Origin of the sequence: Marinifilum flexuosum, from assembly GCF_003610555.1 — a bacterium.
GTDB classification, from domain to species: Bacteria; Bacteroidota; Bacteroidia; order Bacteroidales; family Marinifilaceae; genus Marinifilum; species Marinifilum flexuosum.
The window spans coordinates 694,311-707,794 of the sequence record NZ_RAPQ01000009.1 but is presented as its reverse complement, the minus strand read 5'-3'; the positions used below and the strand labels follow the sequence as shown (position 1 = coordinate 707,794).

The following is a 13,484-nucleotide window of genomic DNA, read 5'->3' as shown; positions in this document are numbered from 1 at the left end:
CGAAGCTCATACAGCACTTCCGGCTAACCAAATGTAGTGTACGAGTTTAATACGTTCCATTTTGTGAACCAAATTGTATGTACGAGTCTGGTACGCTTTGTCCGGTCAAAAAAACTGTTGTACGAAGCTCGTACAGCACTTCCGGCCAACCAAATGTAGCAAGCGACTGTTGTGCATACGTTCTTCGGAGAAGTTGCTTGTTTTTAGAAAAGATAAATAGAAGTATAGCTTAATTGAGATCGAATATTTTAGTGATTTCTGTAGTTTTAAATTTTATGTGTTAATTTTAAATGTTTCTAAAAATAGCGTATTTGTTGAGGTTGAAGTTGTTTTAATAGTGTCTTTAGTGCTTAAAATCAATGCTTAAATAAAAATAAATTTGGTCGTGTTGATTATTATTGATAATTTTCTTTTGACTTTATAAATAAAAACACATTTAAGTTATGAAAAAGATTACATCTAGTTCCAATACTAGTGAAACTACAGAAGCTTGTACAGGTGTTGTAAATTTAAGTAAAAAACAAGCGATTGCTGATGATGCTTACCTAACGGTAATTTTCGACAAACTATCAGGAAGGACCGATCTGTTAATTGATAAAATTAACGATGCAGGTATACAAAGTGAATTAAAAGAAAAAGATGACCTTCGTGATACTGATGTTCGGGCCATATACTATGAGGTAGAGGCCAAGTGCAATCGCCGTCAAAGTTCTGAACAAGAGGCTGCATTAAGAGTTTATGAGGAATTGAATCGTTACGGAATCCAAATTACTGATGCGAATTACACCCTGGAGAGTACTAAAATTAGAGCCATGTTGAGTGATTTGAAAGCTCCAGAATTGGTTACGGATATAAGTTCAATTCCTGATTTGCCTGCTTTGATCACCAATTTAGAGCAATCGCAAGGAGCATTTGATGATTCGAATTCAGAATGGCTTGATAAAAAGCGGGTACGAAAATCTTCCAAATCCGCATCTAAATTGGCCATTGAGTGCAAGAGTATTGTTAACAACGAATTGGTCGGATATATAGAGGCTATGAGCGCAGCCAATCCAGAAAAATACAAGGACTTTGCCGACAAAATGGAGACTATCATTACTGATATCAATGATAAAGTACGCGATCGAATTGCTGCATTCAAAAGAAAAAAAGAAACTGAGGAGGAAGCTGAGGCTTAGTGTTAAAATTTAGTTGATTAAAAGACCTGTCATGTTTTGAAAACCTGACAGGTCTTTAATTTTAGAAGCACTGGAAGCAATGAAAATCGAACAATATTACCACATCTACAGCCGAGGAATTAATGAGTGTAATCAATATCAACTTCATTTAAAATACAAAGGTGTATATGCTTTCGAGATTGAAGGAAAGGCGGTCATTGAAAAATCAGGGAGGGAAGCTCGTAGAATTCATTATTTTTGCAACAAAAGAAAAAGCTATGAGATATTTCCTGATGATTTTGATTTTGCTGGTGGGTTGTTTAATGCCGATACAAGCCAGTGTAAATGCCAAACTGGGTTCTTTCCTGAAAGCTCCTTTATTGGCTGCTTTGGTAAACTTTATTGTTGGAGGAAGTATTTTGCTTTTTGTGGTGCTGGGGATGCGAACACCGAATAATTTGTTGCAAACCATTAAAGAGGCTCCTTTTCATGCCTGGATAGGAGGAGCTATTGGTGCTGTGTATGTATCATCAGTAATCTTTTTGGTACCACGTTTGGGAGCAGCCTTAAGCTTTGCATTAATTGTTTGTGGGCAGTTGGTGTTTTCTTTGGTAATCGATCATTTTGGATTGTTTGGAGTTCCTGTTCAGCCAGTGAATTGGGGAAGATCGATTGGTGTGTTGTTGATATTGGCTGGAGTTTTTGTGATACAGAAATTCTAGTCAATTACGATTTAATAATTAGGAATTACGATATCTCTGTTTATGGTTTCTGGTGCAATAAAAGGTTCTGGGATAAGGGTAGCAATTTGGTAATCGATTTGAGTTCCTCAGTGACAAACTTCATGTTTCTTGCGCTTATAACAAAAATGACCCTCCCAAATTCGGAAGAGCCACTTTTTATACTTTCTCCTTTATACTTTTTACTTCTTAAGTACAACATCCGATGCCTGCAGGATTTTTAGTTTTAAATTTTCGGGATAATCAGGTCTTTCCTCTAAAAACTTACGTGTGATATCACCCGCTTTTTTTGACTGGTGGCCGCTATAGCTTACACTTAGCCAATTGTAAGGGAAGAAAATATCTCCGGTAATCTGTATTTCTTTAAGAAGTTCTAATGCATCAGGTAAATAAGTTAATGCTTCTGTTTCTCTCAAAGGATGATTCAAATATCGCAAAGCTTCCAAAGTCCAACGTTCAATTTGCCTGTTCTCTTCCTTCTTTAAACTTTCAAAGAATTTGTTACGAACTTCAGCATCTGCAGAAAGAGCAGGAGCAACAAAGTGCATTTTCTTTTTACGATCAGGATTTTGGATTCTTTCTGTTTGTGTTTTGATCAGCTCATTAGCTTTTTTAGGCATTTTAATTGCCAGATTACATGCCAATGCAGTTGCTTTGGTTTCCGAAAGGCTAAATCCACCAATGGCAATTTCTTCTTTCCAAACTTTGAACAGCTGAGATAATCTTTCAGGAGTTTCGGCAATACTGCTCAAAGCAGAATACAAGCTCGATTTTTTACTCATGTCATTTTCATTGCTCAATCTTATCCATAGAGTATCTTCTAATTGTTTTCCAATTTTCTTTCTCTCATCAGGCGTCAGGTCTATCCAATATACTGATTTTAGGTAAGATAACATGCGTTCCAGGATCAAGCTATTCTCTTCTTTGGCAATTTGCTTTTCAATTGCTGTCACAAATTCATTTCCACTTACAAATCCTTCTCTTAGGTTTTCATATAGATTGATTAGAGCAATACCTCTTACCAAATCATCTTTAATGCCATCAAGATTTTCCAAAAGGTATTGTTTGCTTTGTTCATCTAGTTTGAAAAATCCGTAAGCATCGCCTTTGGCATTTGGAATGATATATTCAGGTACATCCATCCCTTTGGCATTCTCAACAAAAACTTCAGGAACATTCATATTTACTTTGATCCTCTTACTTTCATTTTTGTATCCAAAAATCAAGTGTAGGTCTTGAGTCCAATCACCAGGATTTCCTTTGGCATCTTTTTGAACCATTTTTAATTCGGTAATCTTACCATTTCTTGAGCTGATATTGGTAGTTAAATGAGGTCTTCCTGCCTTGTTGAACCATACCTCGCTCCAATGTTTCAAATCAAAAGGTGTTGAAGCATCCAATATGGCAATTAAATCTTCCCAACTGGCATTGTCATAGGCGTAGTTTTTCATGTAGGTCTGCAATCCTTTTTTCAAAGATTCTTTTCCAATAATATTTTCCAGCATGTTCATCACAATTGGTGATTTGTGATAGATAATGGCACCATACATGGTTCCTGCATCCTTTAGGTTAGGCAATACCTGGTTGATAGGATTCGGACCTGTAGTTCTGTCAACACTGTATGAACTTGGGAAATGAGCCATCTGGAATTTTAAATCGTGGTTCATATCCTTAAAGCTTGGGTTGGTGATTTTATCAGCAAGGAAATTGGCAAATATCTCTTTCAACCAAACCTGATCGAACCATTTCATTGTTACCAAATCGCCAAACCACATATGTGCAGTTTCGTGTGCTATTAAATTCGCACGTGCCAACAGGCGGTTTTGAGTAGCATTTTTATCTAAAAACATTCTTGATGCATTATAAAGGGTAGCACCAGTATGCTCCATCCCTCCATATTGGAATGATGGAATTACTACAATATCATATTTTGCAAAAGGATAGGGTACATCAGTATATTCTTCCAGCCAATCCAATGATTCAAATAGCATTCGGAAGATCTCATCGGTATTATTTGCTAGTTTTTCCGGGTCGGTCTCTCTATGATACATTGTGTGCTTTCTGCCATTGTGCTCACGAGTGATGGTTTCAAACTTACCTGCTACAAATGAGAATAGGTAAGTTGGCAGCGGCTTTGTTTTGGCAAATTCGTAAGTGGTTCTATTACCATTCTCTTTTGTTTGTACCAGCTTTCCGTTACCCATGGCTTTCCAGTGCGATGGAACGCTCATGTTTAGCTGAAATTTTCCTTTCAAGTTAGGTTGATCGAAACATGGAAATGCAGTTCTTGCTCTATCTGGAACAAAAAGAGTATACAAGAATTCATCATTTCTATTTAAAGATGTATTTCCTGCAATAAATTCAAGTTCGATTTCATTAGTTCCTACTTTTAATTCTTCTTTTGGAATGATTACGTGTTCCAATTCAAAGCGGTAAGCAGAGTTGTTTCCGTTTGTCTTTACAGACTTTATTAGACTGGCATCTTCACGGAAATCAATTTGTAAATCCTGGTTAACTGATTTTAATTCAAAAATCATTTTGTTCTTTCCAGATATTTGAGTTGTCTTTTCTTCCGGGATATCGAACTGTAATTGATATTCCAGATTGGTAATGTTCGCTTTTCTGTAATCGGCTAGTTTTTTGGCAACGCCTGATTCAATAGCTAGTGGTTGCACCTTATTGCAAGCTGAAAAAAGTAGGCAGATGAGGGTCAGAAATGTTAGTTGTTTGTTCATTTTTGGTGTGTTAGATTTTGTGCATAAAGATAATTTTTTCAAAGAATTTACCTGCTTTTGGCATAAATTTCCTCAAATCACCTCGAAATATCCCGATATTCCTTCGGAAATTTGAGAAAATTTCTACTCAAAACCAGTGTAAACTGTGACAATATTTTAAATCGAACTCAGGTTAATATTATCGAAATGTAAATAGAGTGACATTTGTTGGTTTGCACAAAAAAAAGCAAAATCCAGTTCATGAATTTTGCTTTTTGAATGATGTTTTATCTGCTTAAGCTTCCCTGTAATTTGTGCTATCGAAAATTTTGTTGGCATTGGCAGCTATAAAGCCAGAGAATAGTTCTCCCGTATCATCAGGATAACGAATAGCAAACTCATAAAAGCATGCAGGAATATCATAAACACCTTCCTCAAATTCTACCTTAATAATATCCGATAGGGTTGAAGATTGTTGCAGGTAAACCTCAGGAGAGCCTTTAATTTCACCTCCAGAAGTATTCATTGGATATCCATTATCTTTTAAAAACTGATTTACCTTTTCTATTGTATCAAACTTTGTCAAAGCATTAATGCTAACAGTAAAATGATTTACAGTGAATCCATGTACATATAGCCAGGCTCCGTATTCCGATTCTTCTCTTAGCCTTTGGTAGGTTTCATATGAAGGTTTGCTCCAAACACTACCTTTAAATATAAGATCAGGATCTGAATAGTAAGCATTACCTACGGAATTAAGTCTATTTTTAATAATTTTTTGAAACTCTTCCGAAAACTCAGATAGAATCAATTCAGATATAAAAACTCTTGGAGCTTTTTCGCTTGGATGTTCCAGGTGAACCGCATTTAGGTGCTTGTCTTCGAATTTATATTCACCAACATATTCGTATCCAGCTTTCAGGAATTTCTTGGCTAAAACTTGTATGTTCATTCTTGGATCATCAAAAGTACGAAATGCTACATGATCGTTGATGACTAATTCTCCTTCATTCGAGAAAAGATCATGAATGGCTTGTGCAGAAGGATTTTGTGTTGTGTATCCTTTCCAAAGATCATTAAAAAGTTGTTGTTGCATAAGTGTGATTTTTATTTTGACTTAATTAAGATACGAATAAAAATCGACGCCTAACAAGATTTTTTAGTGCAACAAAAAAGCCTCCAACTCAAAAGAATCGAAGGCTTTGTTTTTTTTCAGCGGTCCGGACGAGACTCGAACTCGTCCCGATTCTCGGGATGACCAGTATGTATTCTAATTAGAAGAGAATATGAGCTCTTCGATGAACACTCGGCTTTTTTGTTTTTTTAAGAACTTTTCTCGAATTAAAGCATCTCTTTTGGAATTGTACTTTTCTGAGTACATCAGTAACCACGGTATTTTTTTGCGGGTATATCTTGATCTGCCTTGATTGTGATAAGTCAATCTATTTTCAATGTTAGATGTGTAACCAATGTAGTATGATTGATCCATTTGACTCTGTAAAATATATACGCAGTACATGGTGGTAAATGTATTTTAAGAAAGTAGAAGATACAAAAAAGCCTCCGACTCAAATGAATCGAAGGCTTTATTTTTTTTCAGCGGTCCGGACGAGACTCGAACTCGCGACCCCATGCGTGACAGGCATGTATTCTAACCAACTGAACTACCGGACCAAAATGTTATTAAATAACGTTATTTATTTTGGCGGTCTGGACGAGACTCGAACTCGCGACCCCATGCGTGACAGGCATGTATTCTAACCAACTGAACTACCAGACCAAAATTTTCAAGAATAATCTTTAGCGGTCTGGACGAGACTCGAACTCGCGACCCCATGCGTGACAGGCATGTATTCTAACCAACTGAACTACCAGACCAGAATTTTTAAGAACAAATTTTGGCGGTCTGGACGAGACTCGAACTCGCGACCCCATGCGTGACAGGCATGTATTCTAACCAACTGAACTACCAGACCAAATTGGTATTGTTCTTAAATAATCCTAAACTTCGATTATTCTTGTTTCAATATTTTAAAGAACTTTCTCTTCTTAGCGGTCTGGACGAGACTCGAACTCGCGACCCCATGCGTGACAGGCATGTATTCTAACCAACTGAACTACCAGACCGTTTTTTTTGATAGCGATGCAAAGATAATGCAAGTTTTTTTACTTGCAATATCTAGTGGTGTTTTTTTTGCGATAAAAACTGGGTAATCTCAGTAATATAGCGGTTTTGAGTGTGTTACACTTTAATAAAAATATGCTTATTTTTTTGTTCGTTGGTAACGGTTGATTATTTGTATTCGAAAAAACTAAAGTTAACACTTCCGTAGGTTCTTTTTTCTGTGAAATTCGGATGAGAAGAGAAATCATTTTTAGATCCATGCTCAACTATTAAAGTACCTTTTTCATTCAATAATTCTTTTTCGAATATCAAATCAGGAATGGTATTTAAGGTTTTTAAATCAAATGGAGGATCTGCAAATATCATATCAAACTTTTGGCGACATGATTTCACAAAACGAAAAACATCCGATTTAATCGGAAGAATTTGATCTAATCCCAACTCCTGAACTGTTTTTTGAATAAAAGCAAAATGGCGGTGATTTAATTCAACGCATATCACTTTCTCAGCTCCTCTTGAGGCAAATTCATAACTAATACCACCTGTGCCGCCAAATAGGTCAAGAACACTTAACTCTTCAATGTCTACGATGTTATTTAAAACATTAAACAAGTTCTCTTTTGCAAAATCGGTTGTAGGGCGAGCTTTAAAGCTTTTATCTGGTGTTATTCTTCTTCCTTTGTGAGTTCCACTAACTATTCGCACTCGGTTAAATTTAAAAGATTAATGAATTGATTGTATTCCTTGTGTGGAATCTCATTTTTAATTCTAAGTTTAGCTGGTAAAAGTTTTACCTCAACATTTGCAAGGTATTTTTTTAGCAACTGAATAGATTTACTTTCTTCTTGCACTAAACCATCAACTATTAACTTACTTCTTTCGTTATTGAGTTTGTGCTGCTTGTATACATTTAAAATGTGATAAGTAAGGTCAGCATCCTCTTTGTAAGCGAAGCTATTTATAAAATGTTTGCCGTTTCTATCAGGAATTATAATATGAAAATATTCCCTTTGTAAATTCACATAAACACTAGGGTGATTATCAGAAATTTCATCCTTTATGGCAGTTTTATAAAAAGGAGTAGAGTGGTGGAAGAATTTTATTGTCGAAAATTGTTTTATAAGAATCTCTTTAAAAGACAAAGGCAAAGCAAAAACATTCTTCGAATTCAATTGATCTAAATCGTTCCAATGCAACTCTGTATCACTACTTAAATTATGACACAGTTGGTAGCTCTCAAAAGCAAATTTTTCACTAAAAAAATCATTCGGTATGATTACAGCTTTATTAGAAACCCAAAGAACAGCAACTGAATTGTATTCTAAATTGAGTAATTCATTGTTTCTAATTAATTCTTTAAATGAATTTAATGTGTCAGCTTCGGTGTTTCGATTGAATGCTTTAAATCGTTCTAGAGCTACACAGTGCTTATTTGCATTGAGTATAGAAAAAGAAAATCCATCCGAGCTAACTCGGATGGATAATTTATATTCTATCGATTTGTCTTTATCAAATGTTGAATCAACAAATACAAGGTCGTTCATAAACAGTTTGTGTTTGTTTACTCCCAGTTACCAGCGTTGTTGTTCGCTTCTTCAAGTGAACCAACCATCATACCAGGATATTTGTTCAAACGAATACGGTTTCCGTTGTCTTCTTTAATTTCTTCGCTGTACTCTTCGTAAATATCTTCGAAGATAATCATGTTAGAAACTTTAGCTTCGAAAACTTGTACTTTAACCTGAGAACCAGTAACGAATACACCAGCACCCATTTTAAATTGATGTTTGCCTTTAGTAAAAGGAACAAATCTTAAGTTTTCGATTGGATATTCTTTTCCAAAAAGAGTATCAAGAGCTGAAATCATGATGGTATCACGAATAATGAAACCTTTCTTTACAGCTTCTTTCTCAGTCATTCCAGCTTCATATTGCTCATCAGTTAGAGTACCTTCTGACTTAACCAATGGCATTGAATCAGTCTTGATAAAACTGATCAATGTATCGAAACTTCCTGTATACTTACCATTAACATCTTTATAGGCAACTTGCGCTTTACGAATGTCTTTTAATTGTTGCTTAATTCTCTCGTAACGTTGCTTCTTAATTTTACCATATTCAAGTGGCTTGTTAATGCTTTGGTAGCTTAAATAAGCTAGTGCAACAATTGCTATGGCAAGTAAGATTTGAAAGACTTTTTTCATTTTTATTCTTATTAGTTTGTGTAAGTTTGTCTGCAAATTTAAAAAAAAAATCTATTTGGCTATTTTTATATCCATAAAATTTAACGGAAATGCTAAAAAATCATGTGGCTGAGAAGATTGAGGAACACCTTAATTTTGCTCCAACAAGCGATCAAACTAAGGCTATAGTTGGTTTAGCGGATTTTGTGACCCGAGTTCAAAATCAAAGTATATTTTTGTTAAAAGGATATGCCGGAACTGGAAAAACAACTTTGGTAAGTGCGCTAACTTCAACTTTGAGTGATTTTAAAATAAAATCGGTGTTGTTGGCACCTACTGGTCGAGCGGCAAAAGTGTTAAGTCAGTATGCAAAAAAGCCTGCTTTCACAATCCACAAAAAAATTTACCGACAAAAATCACTTGCAGATGCGGAGGCTGTTTTTGTAAAAGATAGAAACCTAAATGCCAACACTGTATTTATTGTTGATGAAGCCTCTATGATTTCAAATTATTCGCCAGAAGCATCTTTCTTTGGTTCGGGGTGTTTGTTGGATGATTTGATTGAATATGTTTACTCTGGGAAAAATTGTAGATTAATATTGATTGGTGATTCAGCGCAGTTGCCTCCTGTTGGATTGGATATTAGTCCAGCACTTGATCCTGAAGAATTGCGTGCATGTTATCATTTTGATATTGAAGAATTGACTTTAAGACAGGTGGTTAGGCAAAACGAGGAGTCTGGGATTTTGATGAATGCTACTGAGTTAAGAAACATGTTAAATGACGAGCGAGAAGGATTTCCAGTGCTGAGTACTCAGAATTATCCAGATATTCATAAAATAGGAGGAGGTGAACTGATTGAAGAGTTGTCTTCAGCTCATTATAAGTATGGTGTTGAGGACACTATTGTAATAAGCAGATCGAATAAAAGGGCAAATCGTTTTAATCAGGGGATTAGAAACACCGTGATGTATCGTGAAGAAGAAATATCTGCAGGTGATTTGTTAATGGTTGTGAAGAATAATTATTTCTGGGCTCATGATATCGAAAACATGGATTTTATAGCCAATGGAGATATTGTTGAGATTGTTAAGATTCGCAAGCATATTGAATTGTATGGCTACCGTTATGCTGATGTCACTGTTCGTTTTCCTGATTACAATGATGTGGAGTTGGATACCATGATATTACTGGATACTTTAGATATTGAAACCGCTTCGTTGGGATATGAGGAAAGCAAAAAGCTATTTTTCACCATTGCAGAAGATTATTCGGATATCAGAGTCAAGAAAAAACGTTACGAGAAAGTTAGAAACAATAAATTCTTTAATGCTTTGCAAGTTAAGTTTGCCTATGCAGTAACATGTCACAAAGCACAGGGAGGACAGTGGAAAGCAGTGTTTGTTGATCAGGGGTATCTGACTGATGAATTGCTGAACAGAGAATACTACAGATGGTTGTATACAGCTTTAACACGTGCTACGGAGAAATTGTATCTTGTAAACTTTAAGAAGGAATTTTTTCCCGATGAACCAGAATTTTAAAGTTCAATCCCTACAACAAGGATATCATCGGTTTGTTCATTGTTACTTTTCCATTTCTCTAACCAAGTAAATATATCTGATTTCTGAAGATTGATAGATTTGGTTTGGATTTCGAGCAATTTTTCAAAAAACTGTTTTCTTTTTAGTCTTTTTTGCTGATCTCCACCCAACTGATCAGTAATTCCATCGCTATACAAGAATATTCTATCTCCAGATGAAAATTTAATTTTATTGACTGTAAATTCAACAAACTCAGACTCCTTTCCAATGGAGTTTCTATCTCCAGCAATTTCAAACAAAGAGAATTGCTCGTTGCTCAATTTGGCCTCTGTGTCTTCGTTGTTTACAATTAGTTGAGAATTATTTTCTCTGATTAAAACCAATGATCTTTTGGCACCGACAAATTCAATTAATTGTTCTTGTGGATAAATAGAACAGAAAATACCATCCATTCCATCATATTGAGTATATGTGTCTGCCGATGTATTTAATAACTTACTAAATTTTCTACTTAGTAAGGGGAAAATCTGTTCAGCTTGAATTTCGTTGCCGTTTTGAGACAAGGTGTGTAATTCCATTTGTCCCATTACAGTTAACATAGCCGCAGGAACACCATGACCAGTGCAATCGAAAACACCAATGCTATTTTTGTGGAAATTTTGCTGAATCCAATAAAAATCTCCTCCTACTACATGTTTAGGCAAATTAATGATGAATGATTTAGGATATAATCTTCTAAAATGTTCTGCATCGGGAAGAATTGATCGTTGAATGCGTTGAGCATGAATCATTCCCTGATGAATGTCGTAATAGGATTTGTATTTGGAGATTTCCTGTTTTTGCTCATTAATTTGGAATGCAATCAGAACCTTTGTTTGTAATTCGGTAAAATCGATCGGCTTTTTTACGTAGTCTTGAGCTCCAAGGTTCAGTGTAGCTTTAATGCTTTCCATCTCGGTTTTCGCCGTAACCATAATTACGGGAATTTCTTTTAGCCTATCGTTTGCTTGAATTCGTTCAAGAACTTCAATTCCATCCATAATGGGCATCATGATATCCAGCAAAATCACATCAGGTATATTATCTTCCAACCAGGCAAGGGCTTGTTGGCCACTTTCTTTTGATATTACTTCATAATCACGTCTAAAATATGCCTCGATCAACTTGTTGTTGATAGGTGAGTCGTCAACAGAAAGAATTGTTTTCTTGGTGTCCATAAATAAAATAAGTGTAGGGTAGCAGTAACGCTACCCTAAAAATATTAGTTTAAATTCAAAGAATCTATTATTCTTTCAATTTTTTTATTTGCTTTTTCTTCAGTAGCATAGAAATTCTCTAATGAAGGCAATTCTTCACGTACTTCGAAATAGTATTTAATTTTTGGTTCAGTACCAGAAGGACGAACAGAAATTTTAGATCCATCCTCTAAGTAAATTTGAAGAACATCTGCCGTTGTTTCAAAATCAAGATCAGTAGCCTCTCCGGTAATTGGATTTGTGGCTTTTCTTGTAGTGTAATCTTTAATTAGTACAACTGGCGATTCGTTAATTTCTTTTGGAGTATTAAACCTGTAATCGTGCATCATTTGTGCAATTTCCTGAGATCCTTGTAAACCTTCACGAACGATGTAAATCATTTTTTCTTTAGAGAATCCGTACTCTAAATAGATTTCTTTTAGGATGTCAAAAAGGTTTTTACCTTGATCTTTTGCCCATGCTGCAATTTCAGCCATAATACTACAAGCAGATACTGCATCTTTGTCGCGAGTAAAATCTCCTGGCATGTAACCGAACGATTCCTCACCACCTCCTACATAATTTTTTTCAGGATTTTTGCGCATTACATCCGCAATCCATTTAAATCCGGTGTATGCATCGAAACATTCTACATTGTTTTTTTCTGCTACATCCTTGAATAATTCTGTAGTTACAATGGTTTTTACAACGTAGTCATTACCGGTAAGTAACCCTAACTCACGTCTTCTTTTGATCAAGTAATATGTGAAAATTAAAGCAGTTTGATTACCGTTGATAATTTCCCATTCACCCTTGTCATTTTTAACCGAAATTCCCAATCTGTCTCCATCAGGGTCGCAAGCCATTACCAAATCAGCATCAACTTCATCAGCTTTATCTACAGCCATTTTTAATGCTTCTGGTTCTTCTGGATTTGCAGACCAAACCGTAGGGAAGTTTCCATCAATAACATCTTGTTCAGGAATGTGAATTACATTTTCGAAACCGTAATTTGCCAATGAATCAGGAACCAATTTTACAGTTGTTCCATGCAAAGGGGTAAATACAATTTTCAAGTCTTTTTGGTTCTGAATTGCTTCAGGTGATAGACTTAGAGTCTTGACGGTATCAAGGTAAAGCTTGTCCATTTCAGCACCTAAAACTTCAATCAAATCAGGATTTCCTTCAAATTTGATTTCTTCTACCTTTACTGCCTTTACTTCGTTAATTACATTTTTATCGTGTGGAGGCACCAATTGAGATCCATCTTCCCAATATGCCTTGTATCCATTGTATTCTTTTGGATTGTGTGATGCTGTGATGATAACACCTGACTGACATCCCAAATGACGAATTGCAAAGGACATTTCTGGAGTAGGACGCAAGTCTTCGAAAATGTAGGCTTTGATTCCATTAGCTGAAAAGATATTTGCTACGGTATCAGAGAACAATTTACTGTTGTTTCGACAATCATATCCAATGCAAATCGAAATTTGCTCTTTGTCAGGAAATGATTTGTTTAAATAGTTTGCCAATCCTTGAGTTGCAGCACCTACAGTATAAATATTCATACGGTTGGTTCCAGGTCCCATTTTTCCTCTTAATCCACCTGTTCCAAACTCTAAATCTTTATAAAATGAATCTATTAAAGCCGTTTTATCTTCCTGATCAAGAAGTTCTTTTACAGCATCTTTTGTCGCTTGATCATAATTCCCCTCTAGCCATTTGTTGGCTGTTTCAATTACACTGTCTAAAATTTCCGTTTTGTCCATTTTCGAAAAATTTCT

11 protein-coding genes and 5 tRNA genes are annotated in these 13,484 nt (G+C 35.5%); 3 read left to right on the top strand and 13 right to left on the bottom strand.

All coding sequences use genetic code 11. The features are described from left to right. Nucleotides 1–443: 443 nt before the first annotated feature. Nucleotides 444–1,178: a DUF6261 family protein gene (locus BXY64_RS12910; protein ID WP_120240395.1), complete on the top strand. Its 735-nt coding sequence runs from the start codon at nucleotides 444–446 to the stop codon at nucleotides 1,176–1,178. A 257-nt stretch (nucleotides 1,179–1,435) separates the two neighbouring features. Then, entirely contained in the window at nucleotides 1,436–1,879 is a 444-nt protein-coding gene (locus BXY64_RS12905) for a DMT family transporter (RefSeq protein WP_170150652.1), read from the top strand. A gap of 200 nt (nucleotides 1,880–2,079) precedes the next feature. On the opposite strand, the gene BXY64_RS12900 is transcribed toward BXY64_RS12905, so the two are convergent. The 11 genes from BXY64_RS12900 to BXY64_RS12850 all read right to left on the bottom strand — a co-directional run bounded on the left by BXY64_RS12900 (nucleotide 2,080) and on the right by BXY64_RS12850 (nucleotide 8,939). After that, the gene (locus BXY64_RS12900; RefSeq protein ID WP_120240393.1) at nucleotides 2,080–4,632 is read right to left on the bottom strand and encodes a M1 family metallopeptidase; all 2,553 of its coding nucleotides are present in this window, start codon (nucleotides 4,630–4,632) and stop codon (nucleotides 2,080–2,082) included. Nucleotides 4,633–4,906: 274 nt separating this feature from the next. After that, nucleotides 4,907–5,707 (bottom strand): DUF1338 domain-containing protein, encoded by an 801-nt coding sequence (locus BXY64_RS12895; RefSeq protein WP_120240392.1) that lies wholly within the window; start codon nucleotides 5,705–5,707, stop codon nucleotides 4,907–4,909. A gap of 174 nt (nucleotides 5,708–5,881) precedes the next feature. Beyond that, complete coding sequence (locus BXY64_RS21715; RefSeq protein WP_120240391.1) at nucleotides 5,882–6,130, bottom strand: GIY-YIG nuclease family protein; 249 nt, start codon at nucleotides 6,128–6,130, stop codon at nucleotides 5,882–5,884. An 81-nt stretch (nucleotides 6,131–6,211) separates the two neighbouring features. Continuing rightward, a tRNA-Asp gene (locus tag BXY64_RS12885) sits at nucleotides 6,212–6,285 on the bottom strand. A gap of 29 nt (nucleotides 6,286–6,314) precedes the next feature. Further along, nucleotides 6,315–6,391: transfer RNA gene (locus tag BXY64_RS12880), tRNA-Asp, on the bottom strand. A 24-nt stretch (nucleotides 6,392–6,415) separates the two neighbouring features. Then, nucleotides 6,416–6,489, bottom strand: a tRNA-Asp gene (locus BXY64_RS12875). 21 nt (nucleotides 6,490–6,510) lie between these two features. Further along, a tRNA-Asp gene (locus BXY64_RS12870) sits at nucleotides 6,511–6,587 on the bottom strand. Between the two features lie 77 nt (nucleotides 6,588–6,664). Continuing rightward, nucleotides 6,665–6,738: transfer RNA gene (locus BXY64_RS12865), tRNA-Asp, on the bottom strand. A gap of 166 nt (nucleotides 6,739–6,904) precedes the next feature. Then, nucleotides 6,905–7,441 carry an RsmD family RNA methyltransferase gene (locus BXY64_RS12860; protein ID WP_120240390.1) on the bottom strand — a complete coding sequence of 179 codons (537 nt, stop codon included), beginning with the start codon at nucleotides 7,439–7,441 and terminating at the stop codon, nucleotides 6,905–6,907. Beyond that, on the bottom strand, nucleotides 7,432–8,280 hold the full coding sequence (locus BXY64_RS12855; protein WP_120240389.1) for a DUF3822 family protein: 849 nt from the start codon (nucleotides 8,278–8,280) through the stop codon (nucleotides 7,432–7,434). The genes BXY64_RS12860 and BXY64_RS12855 overlap by 10 nt, the downstream gene beginning before the upstream one ends. 17 nt (nucleotides 8,281–8,297) lie before the next feature. Beyond that, nucleotides 8,298–8,939, bottom strand: coding sequence for a hypothetical protein (locus BXY64_RS12850; RefSeq protein WP_120240388.1), 642 nt, complete (start codon nucleotides 8,937–8,939; stop codon nucleotides 8,298–8,300). Between the two features lie 89 nt (nucleotides 8,940–9,028). Between BXY64_RS12850 and BXY64_RS12845 the strand changes: the two genes are divergently transcribed. After that, nucleotides 9,029–10,462: an ATP-dependent DNA helicase gene (locus BXY64_RS12845; RefSeq protein WP_120240387.1), complete on the top strand. Its 1,434-nt coding sequence runs from the start codon at nucleotides 9,029–9,031 to the stop codon at nucleotides 10,460–10,462. Here BXY64_RS12845 and BXY64_RS12840 read toward each other — a convergent pair. Together BXY64_RS12840 and BXY64_RS12835 are read right to left on the bottom strand one after the other, a co-directional pair. Next, complete coding sequence (locus BXY64_RS12840) at nucleotides 10,459–11,679, bottom strand: response regulator (protein ID WP_120240386.1); 1,221 nt, start codon at nucleotides 11,677–11,679, stop codon at nucleotides 10,459–10,461. The genes BXY64_RS12845 and BXY64_RS12840 overlap by 4 nt on opposite strands. A 44-nt stretch (nucleotides 11,680–11,723) precedes the next feature. Then, nucleotides 11,724–13,469 carry a phospho-sugar mutase gene (locus BXY64_RS12835; protein ID WP_120240385.1) on the bottom strand — a complete coding sequence of 582 codons (1,746 nt, stop codon included), beginning with the start codon at nucleotides 13,467–13,469 and terminating at the stop codon, nucleotides 11,724–11,726. Nucleotides 13,470–13,484: the final 15 nt, after the last annotated feature.

Excerpts from the sequence above, each read along its gene's own strand:
- BXY64_RS12905 (WP_170150652.1), top strand. The coding sequence starts at position 1,436 with ATGAGATATTTCCTGATGATTTTGATTTTGCTGGTGGGTTGTTTAATG.
- BXY64_RS12840 (WP_120240386.1), bottom strand. The coding sequence starts at position 11,679 with ATGGACACCAAGAAAACAATTCTTTCTGTTGACGACTCACCTATCAAC.
- BXY64_RS12910 (WP_120240395.1), top strand. The coding sequence starts at position 444 with ATGAAAAAGATTACATCTAGTTCCAATACTAGTGAAACTACAGAAGCT.
- BXY64_RS12835 (WP_120240385.1), bottom strand. The coding sequence starts at position 13,469 with ATGGACAAAACGGAAATTTTAGACAGTGTAATTGAAACAGCCAACAAA.
- BXY64_RS21715 (WP_120240391.1), bottom strand. The coding sequence starts at position 6,130 with ATGTACTGCGTATATATTTTACAGAGTCAAATGGATCAATCATACTAC.
- BXY64_RS12845 (WP_120240387.1), top strand. The coding sequence starts at position 9,029 with ATGCTAAAAAATCATGTGGCTGAGAAGATTGAGGAACACCTTAATTTT.
- BXY64_RS12850 (WP_120240388.1), bottom strand. The coding sequence starts at position 8,939 with ATGAAAAAAGTCTTTCAAATCTTACTTGCCATAGCAATTGTTGCACTA.
- BXY64_RS12855 (WP_120240389.1), bottom strand. The coding sequence starts at position 8,280 with ATGAACGACCTTGTATTTGTTGATTCAACATTTGATAAAGACAAATCG.
- BXY64_RS12895 (WP_120240392.1), bottom strand. The coding sequence starts at position 5,707 with ATGCAACAACAACTTTTTAATGATCTTTGGAAAGGATACACAACACAA.
- BXY64_RS12900 (WP_120240393.1), bottom strand. The coding sequence starts at position 4,632 with ATGAACAAACAACTAACATTTCTGACCCTCATCTGCCTACTTTTTTCA.